The 19007-nt window shown below is 54.2% G+C and carries 19 protein-coding genes; 16 read left to right on the forward strand and 3 right to left on the reverse strand.

Annotation, left to right across the window (positions count from 1 at the left end):
* Positions 1–194: 194 nt before the first annotated feature.
* Together VRZ32_RS07470 and VRZ32_RS07475 are read right to left on the reverse strand one after the other, a co-directional pair.
* Positions 195–695, reverse strand: coding sequence for a hypothetical protein (locus VRZ32_RS07470; RefSeq protein WP_414525122.1), 501 nt, complete (start codon positions 693–695; stop codon positions 195–197).
* 197 nt (positions 696–892) lie between these two features.
* Positions 893–1132: a hypothetical protein gene (locus VRZ32_RS07475; protein WP_414525123.1), complete on the reverse strand. Its 240-nt coding sequence runs from the start codon at positions 1130–1132 to the stop codon at positions 893–895.
* A 221-nt stretch (positions 1133–1353) separates the two neighbouring features.
* Here VRZ32_RS07475 and dcm point away from each other — a divergent pair, with 221 nt between their 5' ends.
* The 4 genes from dcm (at position 1354) to VRZ32_RS07495 (ending at position 5733) form a co-directional block, all read left to right on the forward strand.
* Entirely contained in the window at positions 1354–2595 is a 1242-nt protein-coding gene (gene dcm / locus VRZ32_RS07480; protein WP_414525124.1) for a DNA (cytosine-5-)-methyltransferase, read from the forward strand.
* Complete coding sequence (locus tag VRZ32_RS07485) at positions 2592–3059, forward strand: very short patch repair endonuclease (protein ID WP_414525125.1); 468 nt, start codon at positions 2592–2594, stop codon at positions 3057–3059. Before dcm ends, VRZ32_RS07485 begins: the two co-directional genes overlap by 4 nt.
* Complete coding sequence (locus VRZ32_RS07490; RefSeq protein WP_414525126.1) at positions 3046–4287, forward strand: type II restriction endonuclease; 1242 nt, start codon at positions 3046–3048, stop codon at positions 4285–4287. The genes VRZ32_RS07485 and VRZ32_RS07490 overlap by 14 nt, the downstream gene beginning before the upstream one ends.
* A gap of 99 nt (positions 4288–4386) precedes the next feature.
* Positions 4387–5733 carry a DUF6602 domain-containing protein gene (locus VRZ32_RS07495; protein WP_414525127.1) on the forward strand — a complete coding sequence of 449 codons (1347 nt, stop codon included), beginning with the start codon at positions 4387–4389 and terminating at the stop codon, positions 5731–5733.
* 84 nt (positions 5734–5817) lie between these two features.
* Here VRZ32_RS07495 and VRZ32_RS07500 read toward each other — a convergent pair whose 3' ends face one another.
* Positions 5818–6537, reverse strand: a complete 720-nt coding sequence (locus tag VRZ32_RS07500; protein WP_414525128.1) for an XRE family transcriptional regulator — start codon at positions 6535–6537, stop codon at positions 5818–5820.
* 264 nt (positions 6538–6801) lie between these two features.
* On the opposite strand from VRZ32_RS07500, the gene VRZ32_RS07505 reads away from it, so the two are divergent.
* The 12 genes from VRZ32_RS07505 to VRZ32_RS07560 all read left to right on the forward strand — a co-directional run bounded on the left by VRZ32_RS07505 (position 6802) and on the right by VRZ32_RS07560 (position 19007).
* Positions 6802–7122 carry a hypothetical protein gene (locus VRZ32_RS07505; RefSeq protein WP_414525129.1) on the forward strand — a complete coding sequence of 107 codons (321 nt, stop codon included), beginning with the start codon at positions 6802–6804 and terminating at the stop codon, positions 7120–7122.
* Positions 7123–7124: 2 nt separating this feature from the next.
* Complete coding sequence (locus VRZ32_RS07510) at positions 7125–8282, forward strand: CHC2 zinc finger domain-containing protein (RefSeq protein ID WP_414525130.1); 1158 nt, start codon at positions 7125–7127, stop codon at positions 8280–8282.
* Entirely contained in the window at positions 8279–9763 is a 1485-nt protein-coding gene (locus tag VRZ32_RS07515) for a primase-helicase family protein (protein WP_414525131.1), read from the forward strand. Before VRZ32_RS07510 ends, VRZ32_RS07515 begins: the two co-directional genes overlap by 4 nt.
* Before the next feature lie 334 nt (positions 9764–10097).
* Positions 10098–10931, forward strand: coding sequence for a hypothetical protein (locus VRZ32_RS07520; RefSeq protein WP_414525132.1), 834 nt, complete (start codon positions 10098–10100; stop codon positions 10929–10931).
* Between the two features lie 124 nt (positions 10932–11055).
* Positions 11056–11619: a hypothetical protein gene (locus VRZ32_RS07525; protein WP_414525133.1), complete on the forward strand. Its 564-nt coding sequence runs from the start codon at positions 11056–11058 to the stop codon at positions 11617–11619.
* Between the two features lie 129 nt (positions 11620–11748).
* Positions 11749–12351, forward strand: a complete 603-nt coding sequence (locus tag VRZ32_RS07530; protein ID WP_414525134.1) for a hypothetical protein — start codon at positions 11749–11751, stop codon at positions 12349–12351.
* A 5-nt stretch (positions 12352–12356) separates the two neighbouring features.
* Positions 12357–14354 (forward strand): phage terminase large subunit family protein, encoded by a 1998-nt coding sequence (locus VRZ32_RS07535; RefSeq protein ID WP_414525135.1) that lies wholly within the window; start codon positions 12357–12359, stop codon positions 14352–14354.
* Positions 14351–15946 (forward strand): phage portal protein, encoded by a 1596-nt coding sequence (locus VRZ32_RS07540; RefSeq protein WP_414525136.1) that lies wholly within the window; start codon positions 14351–14353, stop codon positions 15944–15946. Before VRZ32_RS07535 ends, VRZ32_RS07540 begins: the two co-directional genes overlap by 4 nt.
* Positions 15943–16179 (forward strand): hypothetical protein, encoded by a 237-nt coding sequence (locus VRZ32_RS07545; protein WP_414525137.1) that lies wholly within the window; start codon positions 15943–15945, stop codon positions 16177–16179. Before VRZ32_RS07540 ends, VRZ32_RS07545 begins: the two co-directional genes overlap by 4 nt.
* A 10-nt stretch (positions 16180–16189) precedes the next feature.
* A complete protein-coding gene (locus VRZ32_RS07550) occupies positions 16190–17212 on the forward strand; it encodes a head maturation protease, ClpP-related (RefSeq protein WP_414525138.1) in 1023 nt (340 codons plus the stop codon).
* Between the two features lie 37 nt (positions 17213–17249).
* Positions 17250–17900, forward strand: coding sequence for a head decoration protein (locus tag VRZ32_RS07555; RefSeq protein ID WP_414525139.1), 651 nt, complete (start codon positions 17250–17252; stop codon positions 17898–17900).
* 63 nt (positions 17901–17963) lie between these two features.
* Positions 17964–19007 carry a major capsid protein gene (locus tag VRZ32_RS07560; protein ID WP_414525140.1) on the forward strand — a complete coding sequence of 348 codons (1044 nt, stop codon included), beginning with the start codon at positions 17964–17966 and terminating at the stop codon, positions 19005–19007.

Raw genomic sequence — 19007 nt, forward strand, 5'->3', positions numbered from 1 at the left:
GTTATTTCTATTTTGATTTCTCTATCCAGGGCGCACCGTTATATGCGCTTGGGCAGTATTGCTTGAGACGGTTCAGCCATAGATCGGCAGCCTGGGGCCATGGAAGGGGTTTGATACGTGGTCCGCGAATTGGTTCAGCCTGCTCGATGTGATCCCCCCATGATCGCGAGCAGGGGCGCATCAGGTCGCGTTTTTCAGTCGCCAGCATTCGAAGATCCATAGTCATGATCTTCATGCGAATTGCTGCTGAGGGGAGGCGGCAGGTTAGCAGCTTGCCATATGGCAAGATCAATCATGTCCCGGAGGGTGCTTATGACATGACGGATGTTGTGATTTTCATTGCCAATACCATTCATGCAACCAAGGCGGGCTAATGCGGTGACTACAGGTGTGGGGATGTCGCCAATATAGGCTTCATGTGCATCATGCAGCAAAAAGTATGCAGCCAGATCCGACCGCCTGGTTTCCTGATAGATGGCGTCGGCTCCAAGCGCACAATGCTGGGCAATGGAGTAGAAACTTTCAGTTGCGCCATTGAAACGCGCCTGACGGGCCAGCTGGGGCGCTATGTCATAAACGAAGTCAATCTGTTCAGCTATGGGGGATAAAAGGGAAAACATCCTGCCTGAGGCTGTCTGTATACAGGCGCTATCATAGGATATTGCATCGTTATGGGCTTTATGCCGGCAGCTCATGCCACCCTCCGTGATATTTACGTGCAAATGAGCGAGAAGACGCCGACAGCCGTTATGACGATGGTGACGGCAGCAAGATCAATCAGATCCCGTACGCAGCCACTCATAGGTGCATCTCGATAAATGCTGTTGCGATTTCACGCGATAGACTCGCGGGGTGTGTAGAGCCTTCTGGCCATTGATAATTTGAAGGCGTTTCAGCAGAGGGCATTTATCAATTCCTCCTGACTGGCGCGCAGCATCGCGTATTCGCGTGCATCCTCGATATGCTCAATGATTTCAGCGCTGGTAAATCCGGCATTGATGAGGTCTTCAGCGGTGCAGGAACCATTGCAGGCTGCCGTCTCCCGCAGTGTGTCGCCCATCCTGGTGATAGTTGCCATAACAAATTCGATGCAGTTTTCTGCTGACGGGTCGCACGATTCAGGTTGGTGCATGCTTTCCATCCCCTGTTGTTGTCTTGATGCACGTTGATGTAAGCAGGTTACCGCGGTAAAATTACCCCGTCAATTAAAAACGGTAATTTTACCTATATAAATTGATGCGTCATTTTTCTTTGGGTAATGTCTTTCCATCGGTTGTTTTTGTTCGCATTGCGTTCTATGGATGCGCTAATGTCAAAATGTCAGAAATATTCCCCTGTATCGTGAGGTGATTCATGACCGATTTTTCTCATCTCAGGCAAAAGACCGGATTGACGATTCCGGAGATTGCAAAGGTTCTGGGGTATACTGATCGTCAGGTCTACAGATGGGAGTCAGGGGAGAATATGCCACGCAAGGTTGTTCTCAACGCTCTCAGGGCAGCTATGGAAACACGCGGCAGCAAGACCCGCACAGGAGAGTATGGCTTTACCTTTATTGATCTTTTTGCCGGTATAGGCGGTCTTAGGCGAGGCTTTGACTCGATCGGAGGCAAATGCGTTTTTACCTGCGAATGGGACAAGTACAGCCAGGCAACATACAGGGCAAACTATCCGCATGATGACCATGAGATTTTTGCAGACATCAGGCAGCTAAAGGAAGAGGATGTTCCGGCGCATGATGTATTGCTTGCCGGGTTTCCCTGTCAGCCATTTTCCATTGCAGGAGTCTCCAAGAAGAATGCGCTTAACCGTCCGCATGGCTTTTCATGTGAGACACAGGGAACATTATTTTTTGATATAAAGCGTATCCTTGCATACCATCGTCCAAAGGCCTTTCTTCTGGAGAATGTGAAGAACCTTGTCAGCCACGACAAGGGAAGGACCTTCCAGGTCATACGGGACGTGCTGGAGAATCAGCTGGGCTATCACGTCCAGTTCAGGGTGCTTGATGCACGCTCCTGGCTGCCCCAGCATCGTGAGCGTATATTCATTGTTGGTTTTCGCGATGATTGTGGTTTCAGGTTTGCTGATCTTGAGGTCCCGGAACCATTGAAGGGGCCCGCCCTGAAAACGATACTGCATCCGGAAAACGGCGATGAGATTCCTGAAAAACCATACACTGATGGCAATATCGGCCGCGTTTCAGACAAGTATACCTTGTCGGACAAGTTATGGAATTATCTTCAGGGATATGCCGAGAAGCATCGCGCAAAAGGCAATGGTTTCGGTTTTGGGCTGTTCGGCCCTGAGGGAGTCGCGAGAACCCTCTCTGCCCGTTACTACAAGGATGGGTCTGAAATACTGATCCGTCAGGAAGGCAAGCCTCCACGCCGGCTTACTCCTCGCGAGTGTGCACGGCTGATGGGCTTTGATGGGCCGGGGAAGAGTGAGTTCGTTATTCCGGTTTCGGATACGCAGGCCTATCGACAGTTCGGGAATGCGGTTGCGGTACCTGCTGTTGAGGCAATTGCCAGACTGATGAGGCCATACATTCTCGCAGCTGCGGAAGAAGAAGCAAGAAAGCAGGCTGGATGATTGATGTCGTCAGCCCTGAAGTCCGAAGCAGGATGATGTCCGGTATCAAGGGCAAGAATACCCGGCCTGAAGTGCTGATACGAAAGCTCCTGTTCAGTCGTGGCTGGCGATACAGGCTGCATTACAAGGGACTTCCGGGAAAGCCGGATCTTGTTTTTCCGAGGCTGAAAGCTGCTGTTTTTATCAACGGCTGCTTCTGGCACGTGCATCATTGTCATCTTTTCAGGATGCCATCCTCAAGAGTCGAGTTCTGGTCCGGGAAACTGGAGAGGAACAGGTTACGGGATGCTGAGGTAAGGGATATGCTTGCGGAGCTGGGCTGGCGTCATCTGACAATATGGGAATGCGCGCTCAAGGGAAAGATGCGTCTTCCGATTGAGGAGATTGCGGACAGGACATCAGAATGGCTCCTGCAGGGAGTGGGGTCGGCAGAAATCGAGGGTATGAACAGTGGCACTGGCTGACGTAAATGACTGGATTGATGAGTTTGCCCGCCCAGGGCTCATCTGGTACGCCAAGAGGCTTTCCGGTAATGATACCCTTGCCAACGGATCTCATCAGGCTGGCCCCTACATACCGAAAGAGCTTTTGTTTGAAGTGCTTCCCAGCCTCAACAGATCTGATCTCGAGAACCCGGATGTCCGGTTTGAGCTTCGGGTGGATTCGCATCCGGATGTCCGGATGGTTCGTGCGGTCTGGTACAATAACAAATTCAGGGGTGGCACGCGGAATGAGGCGCGTCTGACTAATTTTGGTGGAGGTCAGTCCGCACTTCTGGCGCCTGACAGTACCGGTGCTCTTGCCGTTTTTGCATTTCGTCCGGAAGCTGGAGGCGATCCTGCTTTCTGCCGTGTCTGGATCTGTGGAGGCGATGGTACTGAAGCGGACCTGATGGAGGAGCGCCTTGGTCCGGTTGAGCCGAAAACACCCGTTATCTGGAGGCCGGGTATTACGGCTCCTCAGGCAGAGATATTTGAGCAGCCTGTTTCCCGCTCATCCTGCTGGCTTGATGAGGATGAGATACCTCCTGCGTGGCTGACAAGTTTCCCGACTGGCATGCAGATTATCGAGAAGACCATCCTGTTAAGCCCGTCCAGAGGGATTAACGTCGATGATCGTCTGGTGCGCCGCAGGAAATGTGAATTCGAGATATTCAGGAGCATCGAGCAGGCTGTATGGATGCCAAAAATTACGGATGGTTTCCGTAATATCGACGGCTTTCTGGGGTTGGCAAATACGATTCTGCAGAGCAGGAAATCAAGGGCAGGAAAGTCTCTCGAGTATCATGTCAGTGCCATACTTGGAGAGGAGGGATTTATTGCTGATGAGCATTTCTCGCATAACCCCGTAATAGAGATGACCAAACGTCCCGACTTCCTTTTTCCTTCGGTACAGAAATACAACGATTCCGGTTTTCCTTCGGAAAAGCTGCGGATGCTTGCAGCCAAGACAACATGCAAGGATCGCTGGCGGCAAATACTGAATGAAGCGGACCGCATTCCTGTCAAGCATCTTCTGACGCTTCAGGAAGGGGTATCACAAGGGCAGTTTAACGAAATGACAGACGCAGGTATTCGCCTTGTTGTTCCTGCAGGATTGCATGGTTCCTACCCGGAAACGGTACAGCCTCACCTGATGACATTAGGGCAGTTTATTGGAGATGTGCAGAATATTTGGAACTGTTCTAGTTAATTGAAGAGCGTTCCGAAAACTATATGCATCATATAATTATCTTTGCGCTCTTCCTTGATGATTTTATGCTTAATCGCAACTTTGTTAAAAGGAAACTCGATGGCAACAAATCAGACTAAAAAGCGCAGGCTAACTGCACAAGAAAAACAGGCTAGGGCAGATTTCGCAGCTCGCGAAGAAAGCACGCGCAGATTTTTTGCAGATCACACAAAGCGAGCAATCAAATTACGATCAAAAGATAAAGAATTCCACGGATTGGAGCGCGAGTTTATTATATACCAAGAGAAGATGTGGCGTGATTACGAAGCATCCAAAGATATCAAGCATCCTCGCGACGTTGGGACTGCGCGGGAGGTAATACTTAGAGATTTATTCATTAGTAATAAATTATTTCCTCGTCGATATGAGATTTCGAATGCAAGCGTGCGTGTTGCATCCAGTAGTGGGCACTTAAGTAATGAATTGGATATTTTGTTCTATGATTTTTTAAATTCAATAACCCTGATGCAGCGACAGGGAGGATACGAAGTGCTTCCTGTTGAAAGTTGCTATGGAGTAATTCAGGTTAAATCCAAGCTAACGAAAAAAGAACTAATTAATGGATTAGACAATATTGCCTCATTCAAGAGATTAAGAAGAAACAACAACTCACACGGGATCATCGAACGTGGTGACATAGAAGTGCAGAAGAAAGGATTTGGAATTCTTTTTGCTTATGACACGGATCTTGATTGGTCGGAAATAGTTTTTGAACTTGAGGTTTATGCTAAAAATTGTCTCAGAACCAATCTATGCAATGCCGTATTCATTTTATCAAAAGGCTATTTCATGTTTGGTGGAGAAAATCAAGCTGGCATATTTAATTCTCATCTCGAGAAGCATAAGGAAATAAAAATATTTGGTTTTCCCGATCGGCAAGGCCTGTGCTTGTATGCTTTATATGACATGATTTTCAATCTCTTAGCAGTTACACAGGTGTCGGAGGTGTTACCATCAAATTATTTCAGATTGCCTTTAACGGCGGGAGAGCATTCTTATGAATATTTGTTGGGAAGTTTTGCTGAATTTATTCATTGTAAGGAGCATGGGGACTTTGCCAGAAAATTTTCTTCAGAAAAGTTAGAGAAAGTCATAGATTGGTGCAAAAAAGCAGAGCCAATTAATTGGATCAAGGCAATTGACCTAGCTTATGGGGAGAGCGGGGATAATTTTGAAGCATATGAGAAGCAACCGGGCAATGTAAGGATTTATAATCCGCATGCATTGCCGCTTAGTAAGATCTTGGTTGCGGATAATGAGATAACGCTAGGTGACGAAAAAATAAAAAGTAAGACTCTAGCTTATGATGATATATCTAGCTCAGGAATGCGAATTTTCATACCCTATTATTATCAGGTACTCGAAGAGCTACTTACTGGCTGTCCCAAATGTAAAAATAAAGGATAATCTGGCCTCTTGCTTTAAGCCACACTGGTGCTTGTTCTACCCCTCAACTGTCTGTGAGGCTAATTACCCAAGGCGGCTCTTTAATTAAAGCTCAAGCAGGGTCCTGCGTACGCGCCCCACCACTGTGACGGGGCTATTGGGAAAAATCGGTTCGTGGGCAGGATTTGTGGAGACTGGCTCGAATCTGTCCGGATTGCTGCGGTAGCGTTTATAGGTTGCCTCACCTTGCTCTGTGATGACAACATAGCATCCACCAGAGCATAGATCCGTTTCCCTGCGATTAATCAGGATGCGTGATCCGGAAGGGGACAGGCGATCCATTGAGTCGCCGGTTACTTCCAGTGCAATCCAGTCTCCTTTGGGGAGCCCGGCTACCGGAATCCGTAAGGCTTCGCCGGGATGCTCAACGTCACAGATAGACTCAAACTTTCCTGCGCTAACCCATGATATGAGAGGTACGAGCGTCATGGAAGTCATGGGCGTTGCCGTTTCCGGACCGACGCCTGTCATCAGCCATTCAACGGATACATCCAGCACTCGTGCCAGTTCAGCGATCGTATCAGTGCTGACGCCACGGCGACCGCCGTTTTTAATGGCTCGCTCAATGTTGCGTATCGCGTCGGGACGTTCCGCAAGTCTTGAGGCTGCGGTTTTGTTCAGTCCCAGTTTTTCGAGCCGGTAGTTTATCCGGGCAAGGATTCCCTGAAGTTCCATGATGCGGTAATTTAACCGATGTTGTGGATTGTTTATAGCGGCAATTTTACCGTTGACAATGAAGGTAATAATACCGATACATACTGTCATGTCCACTCATTCGTTCACATAAGGCGTGATGGCCTGGCCAAACAGGATTGTGTGATTCCCGTTGCTCAATTCAGCAATCGCCTGCTCCCTTGGCGGCATATGCATTGTTCAGTAGCTGGCGAGGAATGATCCAGTCAGCCGCAACCATTCAGCCATACACGTACCACTGTTCTGAAAACCAGGAAACGATATGTGTTCCATCCTGATATCGGAGTAATCCCATGATGCGTGAAGCATCTGAATTACATGGCACGAGGTAGTCCCATGGCAGGAATGACCTCGCTTGCGTTCATAACAAGGGCGCTAGCTCGCCGCGAATACAGTCAGCGCGTTATTGCGCGCCTGAAGCTGCTGAAGCACACCCATCGTTCTCGTGCGCAGGACTCTGCGCTTTCAGATGAAGCGCGCGCGTATCATGACGCTGCCAGTCGTGATTGCGCAGCGCTGGCCGATCTTTACCGACGGGCGGAGCATCCGTATCAGGATGTCGAGGAAAGCTGGCAGGATACCTTCAAGTGGCGTCCGCCGCTACGAGTTTCAGATGGCCCGTTTTCTTCGCCCGCTGAACTGTGCGTGGAGAGTTGAACATGGCTCGCATTCCCGATGCCGTGCTCGATGATCTGCGCGCGCGCAATCCGGTGCATGAGGTTTCAGGCCGCTATGTAGCCTTGCGTAACAAAGGCAACCGTTGGGTTGGCCCTTGCCCGATTTGCTCGGGCAATACCGCGTCACGCACGGCCGGCCGTTTTGAGGCAGCAGCTGACAAGTGGGTATGCGCCGTCTGCTGCGATGGTGGCGACGTCATACGCTTGATTGAACGCGTTGAGGGCAAGAGCTTCCGTGAAGCAGTTGATACGCTTGGAGGAGCCAGTGAGCCGGATCCTGAAGTTATCTCAAGGGCTGTACAACGTGCTGAGCAAGAAGAGCGCAAGAATTTGGAGCGCCGCAATCATGAACGTGCGCGATGCTGGGATATATGGAGCAAGGCTTTGCCGCATATATCGGGTTCGGTGGTCGCAGATTACCTGCAATTGCGCGGTCTCGATGTGCCGGACACACGCGTGCTGCGATCATCGCTTGAAGCACAATATTTTCATCCAGGCGCTGATGGTAGGGCGCGGCTGATATATCAAGGCCATGCCATGATAGCAGCTATTCAGGATGCTGCAGGTGCATTCCGTGGACTACACATCACCTGGATTGACCTCAATCAGATAAATGGCAAGGCATTGATCGTTGATCCTGAAACCGGCGAGCAACTGCCCGCGAAGAAAGTGCGCGGCGTCAAACAGGGCAATGCAATCAGGTTGGTATCTGGTTGCGAAAATCCTTCCCGGCTGGTGCTGGGAGAGGGCATCGAGACGGTGCTCTCAGCATGGACGGTTATGCATCGTGCAGGGTGCGACCTTTCACGTACAGCATTCTGGTCATCGGTTGATTTGGGCAACCTTGGCGGGCGAGCATTGGAGACGGTGCCACATCCGGTCGAAACTAGCCGTAATGGCGTGTCACGTCGCATGCCCGGACCGGTGCCAGATATGTCGGTTGCCGGAATAGCCATACCTGACAGCGTGACCGATATCGTGTTGCTCGGCGATGGCGACAGTGATCGTTTCCTGACAGGCACAACCCTGCGTCGCGCAGCACAAAGATTTGCCGCTCCTGGGCGAACCATTCGTCTGGCATGGGCACGTGACGGGTATGACTTCAATGACATGCTGAGACGCGATGGAGGCAGAGAATGAGCAATGACGCCATCCACGCAATAGCAGCCGCCATCGAACATGCCGAAATAATCTATGACGGGAACCTCACCCTGAAAGAGACCGGCCAGACAGGGGTGGAGAGCCTTTCGCGCAAGACACCAGCATCTACCAAAACGCGCCCTGCCAAGCCGCGAACTTTCGGCTACAGCGTTGATGATATCAACCGCGAGCATGCGCTTGTGCTGATGGGATCGAAGGCGGTTGTGTATCTGGAGCAACCTGATGCGCCTGTCGAGGATCAGCAGCGGGTGCTGATGCTCGAGGCTTTTCGCGCGTGGTTTTCCAACCGCTGGACAGAAATCCGTGGCGGTGATGGCAAGATCAAACCCATGACCTGGGCCAATGCATGGCTAGGCGATAAGGGACGGCGCAGCTATCGCGGTATCGAGTTTTATCCCGATACCGATAACGCCAAAGGTCGGGCGGATTATCTCAACCTGTGGTCTGGGTGGTCGGTGAAGCCGGTACTGAGAGATAACGGCTATGCGGTGTTTCGAGATCATCTGCTGAACAACGTTTGCCAGAGCGATGAAGCGACCTTCCGATGGGTATTCGGCTTCTTCGCACATATGGTGCAATGCCCGCGAGAACGCCTTGGCGTGGCACTGGTGATGCGCGGCCGTATGGGGTCCGGCAAGACCAAAGTGGGGGAGGTTTTCGGCTCGCTTTGTCCGCGACACTACTTCCTTGTTGATGATCCGCGCTATGTCGTGGGGCAGTTCAATGCGCATATGGCGTCGTGTCTTTTGCTGCAGGCTGATGAAGCTGTCTGGGCGGGTGATAAGGCAGCCGAAGGGCGCTTGAAGGGGCTCGTGACATCGCCGTTTCAGCAGATTGAGGCTAAGGGCGTTGATCCGATCAGGCTCACCAACTACCTGCGGCTGATCATGACCTCGAATGAGGGTTGGGTGATACCGGCGGGCATGGATGAGCGTCGTTTCTGTGTGCTGGATGTCGATCCGCGCTGTGCACAAAACCACGACTATTTTCGCGAGATGGACGAGGAGCTGAACAACGGCGGGCGTGAGGCTCTACTCGCAGACCTGATGGCGTTTGATCTTGAAAGCGTGAACCTTCGCCAGATCCCGCGCACGGAAGCGTTGCTTGAGCAAAAGGTGCGTTCGTTCGATAGCGTTGAGATGTGGTGGTATGAGGCGCTGATGCGTGGGGCCGTCACCCGCGATGGTGAGACGTGGCCGACCAGTGTGCAGAAATCCGTGCTGGTGGATGATTACATCGCTGCAGCCGAGCGCATCGGCATTCGTCGAAAGGCTGCAGAAACGGAACTCGGCATGAAGCTCTTGAAACTCGTGCCGGGACTGCAAAGTCGCAAGATCAGCATTGTCGATGAGACGGGCGTTTCGCGGCAGCGCAACTGCTTCATTCTGCCCTCGCTCGAGGACTGTCGCGCGGCATATTCAGAAGCGCTGCAACAGCCTGTGGCATGGCCGCAAACCTGACCGTGGGAGAGACCGGTCATGGAGGGGTAGAAGGCCCATTATCCAACCTGAGGTTGGATATCTGCAATGAGGTTGGATAGAAATTCGTATTTATTATCAATACGAAATCCAACCTATCCAACCTATCCAACCTTTTCTCGCGTACGCGTGCGTGCGCGTACTGGTCTGGTAACGCCTACAGGTCCCGCTCTCACACGCCAAAATTGGCAAATGAGGTCGGATAGGTTGGCAAGGTTGGATAACAGCAATCGAAACAATGCATTACAAGCTATCCAACCTTCTTCTTTTTGATTTCAGAGGTTGGATAGGTTGGATATCAATCAGGGGGAAAGCCATGCGGGTTATGGGCATCGAACAGGCGTTGCGTTGGGCGTACGTGGATGAGCTGCCGAAAGCGCCATCACTAAGCGAGCGGCTGACACCAGCCAAATGGCCGCGCGGTTGGGAGAGCGTTGAGCACTTTGGTGATTATCTTGCCTTGGTCGATATATCGCCACGCCCCGAAAACGCCTTCGGACTTGCACCGGACTTCTCAGGCGCTGATGTGCCTCATGAGGATGCAGTGCGTATCCATGAGGCGGTGACTGAGCTCAACAACTGTCCCGTGGCGGTGCCTGATGGCTGGGATCCGCTATCGGATATGCGCGACCTTGGTACGCTGGGGCGCGAGGCTGTTGAGCGTGCGCTTGAACGGATTGCGCCTGTTGAAACCAATGCCGAGCGCTGGATGAAGGCAAGACCTGCTGCGCTCGTTCAGCGTCATGCCATTCTGGGGGGGACACCGGACTGGGAAGGCTATCCGATCAGGCGGCGGATTGTTACGTCGCTTAATGGTGAGCCGCTCTGGTTCCGGCTTGAAGAGGTCGAGGTCTCATCAGCTGATGACAAGCTCGGTATTGCAGCTGAATATATCACGGTTGAGGTGGATGGCTTCAATCGTTCAGCGCGTCGTCCGTACAGGGATGCCTACCGGAAAGAGGAGCTTTATCCGGATCCAGTGCACTTGATCATGCACCGTGCCGAATACGAAATCTGGCACCAGTCGCTGGAGCGTCTGACGGAGGTGCTTGCGGGCAAGCTGGAAACAATCCTCGTTACGCCAACAAGCCGCCTGCAAAGACCATGGGAAATGATTCATGCACATGATCTGTGCGAGGCCGAATTTTAAAAACCCCGCAAAAATTTGACATGCGACGTGAGCTTGACATAGCTTCATCCATGGTGAGAAGCCACAAAGAATAGATGACCTCGCAGCTAACCGGCGCGAGGTTTTTTGTTGTCCGGAGCCTGCCATGCGCTTGATCATTACAGCTGATGGCGTGCTGGCGCACTTCAGCAACCAGCTGGGTGCGCTGGGGAAGAAAGCTCCTCTTGCCATGCAGCGTGCGTTGGCAAGAACGGGCGATGGTGCTCGCAAGCAAGTCGTTCGTGCGCTCGCGCAGCAAACAGGGTTACCGCAAAAGCGGGTGATCCATCGGGCTGTCCGGGTTAAGCGTCCGCACTTTGGTGATCTGTCCTACACGATGACCACCCGTGGCGGTGACATCCGGCTCAAATATTTCAGGGCGCGGGAAACCCGCAAGGGCGTGGCCGCTTCTCCATGGGGAGAGCGCAAGGTGTTTGCAGGTACGTTCACGCGTGCCGGTTGGGTCTGGAAGAAGCGCATCGTCAAGTCAAACTGGAACGGGCAGGTCTTTCGCAGAACTGGCGAGGGGCAGTTTGAGGTTGTGCGCTCCGGCGTCATCATTCCGGCCGAGATGGTCAAGGGTGAGACCGTGCAGGCATGGCATGCTGCGGTGGAGCGCAATCTTGAGCAGCGACTGCGCCATGAGATCGGGCGACTGCTTCGCGGTTGACGCCCCCCGGTTCGGGTCCCTTTTGTCACCCCCGGCCACCTGCGGGCAGGAAAGCGCCCGAGGTTCCGCCAGATATACCTCAAATCGAAGCCTAAAGTCGGGGCTAAAATTAAAATCAGGATTTTAGCGATGACAGAACAATCTGATGTCGTCAGCAAATCCCGGTTTGCGATGCTGTGCGGCGTGTCGCCCGGCCGCGTTACGCAATGGATATCCGAGGGCAAGATCGATGCCTCCGGGCTGGAGGGTGAAGGCCGAAGTGCCAGAATCCGGGTGAAGCCTGCTTCGGAACAATTGCGTTTGAGGCTCGGCACCAGTCAGCGTTATGGCCTCAATGGTCTTGGCACGCGACTGCCTGATGAGGGCATCGAGGCGCCGATACACCAGCCCCTATCCGTTGAGGCAAGGATTGCCGCCGAGAAACTGGCGCAAGCCGAGATGACGACCGCGCGTATGCAGCGCGAGGAAATGGCTGCACGCGGGATTTATACCTTATCGAAGGATGCACAGATCGAGATGACGCGACTGGCCGGATCGATGCTGACAATCTTTGAAGGAGCATTGCCGGATTTTGCATCTGCCATTGCAGGCCAGTTTGAGCTGCCATCACGTGATGTGCTGCATCTGCTGCGTCAGCAGTTTCGGGACGTGCGCGAACGGGCGGCATCAAGCTGCAAGAATGAGGCGCAAGACATGCCGGAATTTATCGAAGCCGCAGATGAGGCAGAGTAACAATCATGCCGGTTGTTCTTGCGAATGCGGCGCGTCTTGTTCGCCTTGCGATGGTGCAGATATTGCAGCCTCCGCCGCCTGTTGATTTTGAAGCATGGGCCTCCAGCAACATCGTGTTTGATGAACGCGAGTCTCCTCTGGCTGGGCCTTACAATCCGAATGCGTTCCCGTATTTTTCGGAGATCCTGCGCGCACTGGGGCCTGATGATCCATGCCGCTTTGTGACGTTTGCGAAGTCAGCGCAGCTGGGCGGTACGGTGCTGGCGAATATCTTTGTGCTGGGCGCAAGCCATATAGCCCCGAGCAATATCCTTTACGTCCACCCGACTGAGGATAACGCGCGTCGCTGGAGCCGGATGAAGCTCGCTCCGATGCTGATGAACACGCGGGTAATGCGGAGCATCTTCTCGTCGAAATCACGCGATGGTGCGGATAGCGTTTTCTACAAGGAGCGGATCGACGGTCGTGGTGCTATCCTGATTTCGGGTGCGAACTCGCCAGCCTCGTTGTCAATGATCTCGATCCGCAGGCAGGTGCAGGATGACCTGTCGAAGTGGGATATCAACGCGGCCGGTGATCCTGAGCAACAGGCAGATAGCCGCTCGCGTGCGGAAGAGTTTGCCAAGGTCTTCAAGATCTCGACGCCGATGGTCGCACCGGGCTGTCGGATCACGCGGAATTTTCTGGCGGGGTCGCAGGAGCACTTTGAGGTTCCGTGCCCGCATTGCGGTGAATATCAGACGCTTGACTGGGAGAATTTCCAGGAGACGATTGACGACAAACATCCTGAGAAAGCGTGCTTCACCTGCAAGGCATGTGGCGCGCTGATCATGGAGCATCACCGTCCAGGTATGCTGCGCCATGGCAGATGGGTGGCGCGCAATTCGCAGGCTGCCCGCGAGCATCGTTCGTTCTATCTGTGGTCAGCATACTCGCCCCTGCAGAGCTTTGAGCGCATCGCACGGGAATATCTGAAAGCGCAGGGCGATCCTGCCGCCGAGCAGGTATTTCTGAATGATACGGTTGGCAAGGCATATCAGGCGCAAGGTGAAGCGCCGCCATGGGAGATGTTGCGCCAACGTGCAGATGATACCGGGCATAAGCGCGGCACCATCCCGGTGGGTGGTCTCGTAGTCACGGTTGGTGTCGACTGCCAGAAGGATTTTGTGGCGTGGCAGGCTGTCGCGTGGACACGGGATGGGCGGCGGTTTGTCATCGATCACGGCGTGATCAACGGCCATATCAGCGAGCAGGAATGCCGCGATGGGCTTGATGATCTGCTCAAATCAACCTGGCGCAATGCTGCCGGTCGCGCCATCGGCATTGATCGGCTGGCTATCGACGGCAATGACTCGACGGAAGATGTGTTCGGCTGGGCGCGTCGACATCCGGTATCAAAAGTGATCATGGTGCGCGGCGTCTATAGCGAGGCCGTGCCGCTGATTGCTCTGGTGAAGAAAGAACGGGACCGCAAGACGGGCAAGCTGTTGCGCTATTCGCGTCGGTTTTTCAACATCAACCAGTCAGTGTTCAAGATGGGGCTTTATCGCAATCTCATGCGCGATGATCCGTTAGCTCGTGGCTACGTCGGCATTCCGAGTGGTCTGGCGGATGAGTACTTTCTGGAGCTGACGGCAGAGCGTCGCAAGCCCGAACGCCAGCGCGATGGCTTCATCAAGTACCGCTGGGTGAAGGTGCATCAGAAGAACGAGATGCTCGACACGATGGTGCAGGCGGAAGCAGCGGCCACGCATTTCGGGGTGCGTGACTTTCTGGAAACCCGCTGGGACAGGCTTGAGGCTGAGCGGGAAATGCCATTGCCGGAAGCACAGCTTGATCTTGAAGATCATATGGCTGGCCTTGCCAGCACGCGACCGCAGCCAAAGGCAAGCGAGACTGAGCCAGATATCGGCATGCATCAAGAACAACCAGAATCCGAAGTTGCAACACCTCAACCAAAACCGCTTGCCAGGCAGCGGCAACGATGGAGCGCGTATCGATGACACGTCGCCGGTCTTCACGCACGAACAAGCCGGGTGCGAAGACGGCACCGGTGCGTGCGCAATATCTGCGCGGAGATCGCTCGGGCATTCTGCACATGCGCCGCGCGGTCACGCGCGATGGTGGCGTGAATGTTCGCGAAGCGGCAGAGCGTGCCTCTGCCCTCGCATGGGACTTTATGCAGAATTCAGGCTGGCTTGCGGGTGCTGCACAACAGATCATCACCGACACCATCGGTAATGAGCTGCAGTTAAGCTGCCGTCCGGATCTCACCCGGCTTGGCTATTCGGATGCGGAAAAGTCTGCATTCTGCAAACTGGTTGAAGCACGCTGGCGGCAGTTCGCATGGTCGCCGGAGGAATGTGATCTTGCCGGAAAGGCGACGATTCCGGAAATTCTCGACGGGGTTATTCGCTACTACCTGGCAGGGGGTGAAGCGATTGGCGTGCTGGATTATCTCCCTGTTCGTCAGCGTGCACTTTATGGGATCAGGGTCGGGACCAAGATCTCGCTGGTTGCGCCGCACAGGCTCAAGCGCGAGACACAGGAGTTTGCCGGTCTCGATCAGGGGATATTTCACGATAGCAATGGCCGCGCCACGCATTACCGGTTCCTGCGCCGGGAGGCTGGGATTGAGACCGAGGTTGATATTCCCGCATGGGATGGCAACGGTTTGCGCCGTGTGATCCATGTCATGGACCGGGGCGAAAACCCTGACAGTGTGCGGGGCATCTCGCCATTGGCGCCAATTATGAAGGTTGCAGCGCAATTTGATCAGTTGGCTGATGCGACACTTGCAACTGCTCTCATGCAGACGGTGTTTGCCGCAACCATCAAAAGCCCGGAGCCATCGGTTGAGGCCTTTGAAGCGATCAGCGCACTTGAAGATGAAGAGCTGAAAGAGGATCTCCATTCGGTCTGGAGCCAGCGCATCGCCAAGCTGAAGGATGGTGGTGGCATCTCGATGAATGATCCTGCCCGGATCAATCATCTGGGGCCAGGCGAAGACTTCCAGATGCATACGGCTCAAACGCCGGGTAGCCAGTACTTACCATTCTCGCAGAACCTTCAGCGGGAAATGGCGCGCGCTCTTGGCGTGACCTTTGAAAGCCTGTCGATGGATCATTCCAATGCAACCTATTCATCAGTGCGCATGGGAATTTCGTCGGTCTGGCCGATTGTGGTGCGCCGCCGCGAGCGGATTGCCGCACCTTTCTGCCAGGCAATCTACGAGAACTGGCTGGATGAAATGATTTTCACCGGCCAGATCCCGTTCAAGGGGGGCTACACGGCATTTGCTGCCAATCGTTCTGCAGTGACGTGGACGGAATGGCAGGGACCAAGCCAGCCAACTGCCGACGATTATCGTTCGGCTATGGCTGCAAAGGTGAGATTGGAGTCAGGTCTGTCATCGCTGGCGGATGAATGCGCATTGCAGGGCCGAAACTGGGAAGATGTCTCGCAGCAGCGTGCCACTGAAAAGGCATTGTTGCTGCAACAGGGCCTTCCCGTTCCGTTTGAACGCATGACCGGCGGGGCTGGCCCGAATGGCATGGCAGCTGAGGGCCAACGTGAACCAGCGAAGGTGGAATGATGATCGACTGGTGCGAGAAGGCCAACAAGCTGCGAGAGCGGTACGAGGCTTTACGTGACGGCGAAGGGCTATCAGAAGCGCGCTTCGGTGAAGATACCGTCAAATACACCAAAGCCGATATGGGATTGCTGCTCGCCGATCTGCGCGAGGCCGAACGCCTTTGCGCTGAACAACAAGGCGTGAGGCTACGCCGCAGGCGCTTTGCCGCGACTGGCCGAATGCGGCCATACTAAGGATAAAACAATGCCGATTTATCAGGACGGCGCACTGCACCTCTATGGTGTGGTGGGTGAGAACTATTGGGGTGAGGGCTTTACCGCGCTTCAGGTAATCGAGGCGTTGGCCGATCATGGTCGCGACAATGATATTACCGTTCACATCAACTCTGGCGGTGGCATAGCCTCTGAAGGCGTTGCGATCTTCAACGCGCTCACCGTGCATAAAGGCCGGGTGCGAGTTGAGGTTGATGCGATTGCCGCGTCTGCTGCTTCCATCATTGCCATGGCTGGTGATGACATCGTGATGCGTGCTGGTGCGCTGATGATGATCCATGATCCAGCAAGCTTTAGCGCTGGCACTGCCGATGATCACGAAAAGCAACGCGATCTGCTCGACAAGATCGGCACTCAGATGGCAGCAATTTACGCGGATCGAAGTGGCCAGCAGGCCAGTGACGTTCGCGCCGCTATGAAGCAGGAGCTGTGGCTCACGCCCTCTGAAGCCGTTGAGCTGGGCTATGCGACTGAGTCCGAGGAAGAACGGGCTCTAGCATGGGCGGCATTTGATTATCGCATCTATGCGCAGGCACCGGAACCGCTGACAGCGCTAGCCAAATCACGGCGCTGGACGCTTCCCAAAAACAACACGCCACCTGCGGCCAAAGCCGCAATCAGACAGCAGGAGAAAACCATGTCAGGCACAACGCCAGCGGCATCAGAGACCGTTGATATCGATACCATCCGCATGCAGGCCGCCAGCGATGCTGTTCGCGCCTATCGCGAACGCCGCACGGCTGTGCTGGCGCTTGATGAAGCCAAGGGCCGCGAAAAGCTGGCCGAGGCGTTGCTGGATACGGAATTGCCTGTCGAGCAGATCAAGGCAGCTCTTGGTGCTGCTCCCGTTGCATCTGATGCAAGCGCTCCAGACGCCAATGCCTATGAGGCCGCACGCGCAGTTGGAGCGGGGCTTTCATCGCAGCCGCCCGTTGCGCGTGGCGATCATGGCTGGGGCAAGGTCATCTCTCGCATCAACGGTACGGCTCGCTAAGCCAGCCAACACCCCATTCTGACCAAGAGGATTTGCCATGACAAGGTTTACTGAAGCGCGCCATCCAGGCGAGTTCCTGATTTCGGAAGCAAGCGGCAACCGCTCGCGTGATGCCATTGTGATTGCTGCAGAACAGTCGATCCAGCCCGGACAAATGCTGGCAGGGCGAGCCATTCCAGCCAATGTCACTGCAGTGACATCCGTCGTTGCGGGCAACACAGGCAATGCGACTATTGCGCTTGCAAGCCCTGCCGTATCAGCTGCCGTCAAGCCTGGCATTTACCGTGGCATCGCGACAGCCGCGACCACCGTGAAGTGGGAAGATCCCGACGGTGTCGCGATCGGAAACTCTACCCACGGCACCGCTTTCAACAAAGCCGTGAAGTTCACCATCACCGCAGGCGGCACGGCAACAGTTGTGGGTGATGTCTTTGAAGTAGCAGTGAGCATTGGCGCGGGTGACCTTGAATATGCTGCCTACGATCCAGCCGTTGACGGTGTTGATGCCGTTCGTGCGGTTGCCTTTTATGGTGCAGAGACGGGCGTCGGTGAGACGGCCTCAATCACAGCCATCACCCGCGATGCTGAAGTGGCTGGTGTTTGCCTAGAGTTTCTGCCAGCCGTCACTGCAGATCAGCGGGCCGAGGCAAACGCTTCATTAAGAGCGTCCGGCATCATCGTTCGCTAACACAACTCCAATCATTCCGACTATCTTCCACCCGCTCCGGCGGGTATTTTTATGGAGCGAGCCATGCTCGATATTTTCGCAACCAATCCGGCCTTCAGCGTCACGTCGCTGACAGATGCCGTCAATGAAATCGCCGTCCGTCCCGGCCGCCTCGGGCAGCTGGGCTTATTCAGTGCGACTTCTGTTACCACGCTGACGATCTCCCTGGAGCGCATCGGCGACACCATCCAGCTTGTTGCACCTTCACCCCGTGGTGCACCGGGTGAAGTGCGTGATATGCCTAAGCGCTCAATCGAGAGCTTGTCTATCCCTCACTTCCAGCGCGATTGGAGCGTAGTTGCTGACGAAGTACAGGGCATTCGCGCCTATGGCAGTGAGACAGCCCTTCAGACCGTGCAAGGGATCGTCGGGCAGAAGATCGCCATGAACGTGGCCGATCTCGATCTCACCGATGAATATTCCCGCATCGGCGCTATTCAGGGCATCGTCACCTACAAGGGCGGTGAGACGCTGAACCTCTTCACCAAGTTCGGTGTCGCCCAGCCTGCTGAAGAAGACTTCGATCTGGATAATGCTAATCCGGCAGAGGGCGTTCTGCGCAAGAAGTGTGTTGGTGTCATCCGCAGAACGCGGGCAGCGCTGGGTGGTGTGCCATTCTCCTACCTGCATGCGTTTGTTGGCGATAATTTCTTTGACGATCTGCTGTCTCACCCTGAAGTACGTGAGACATACAAGGGCTGGTCCGAGGCACAGATCCTGCGCGATAGCTACATCGGCAAGAACCGTGCTGACAATCCGATGTTTGAGTTCGGTGGCATCGTCTGGGAAAACTACGGTGCGATCACCAACGAAGACAGCGGAGACGACGGGGCCTTGCTCGGCATCCAGACCAACAGCGCGAAGTTCGTGCCGGTCGGCGTGCCAGGCCTGTTCCGTACCTACTACGCGCCAGCTGATTACATCGAGACCGTCAACACGCTCGGCCAGCGTCTTTATGCCAAGCAGTGGCCGATGCAGAATGGCAAGGGCATTCATGGCGAGGTGCAGACAAACGCTCTGCATATAGCAACCCGTCCTGGCGCATTGCTGCGCGCCAGGCGCACCTGA

This window comes from Pseudochelatococcus sp. G4_1912, from assembly GCF_047501465.1.
Classification (GTDB): Bacteria; Pseudomonadota; Alphaproteobacteria; order Rhizobiales; family Beijerinckiaceae; genus Pseudochelatococcus.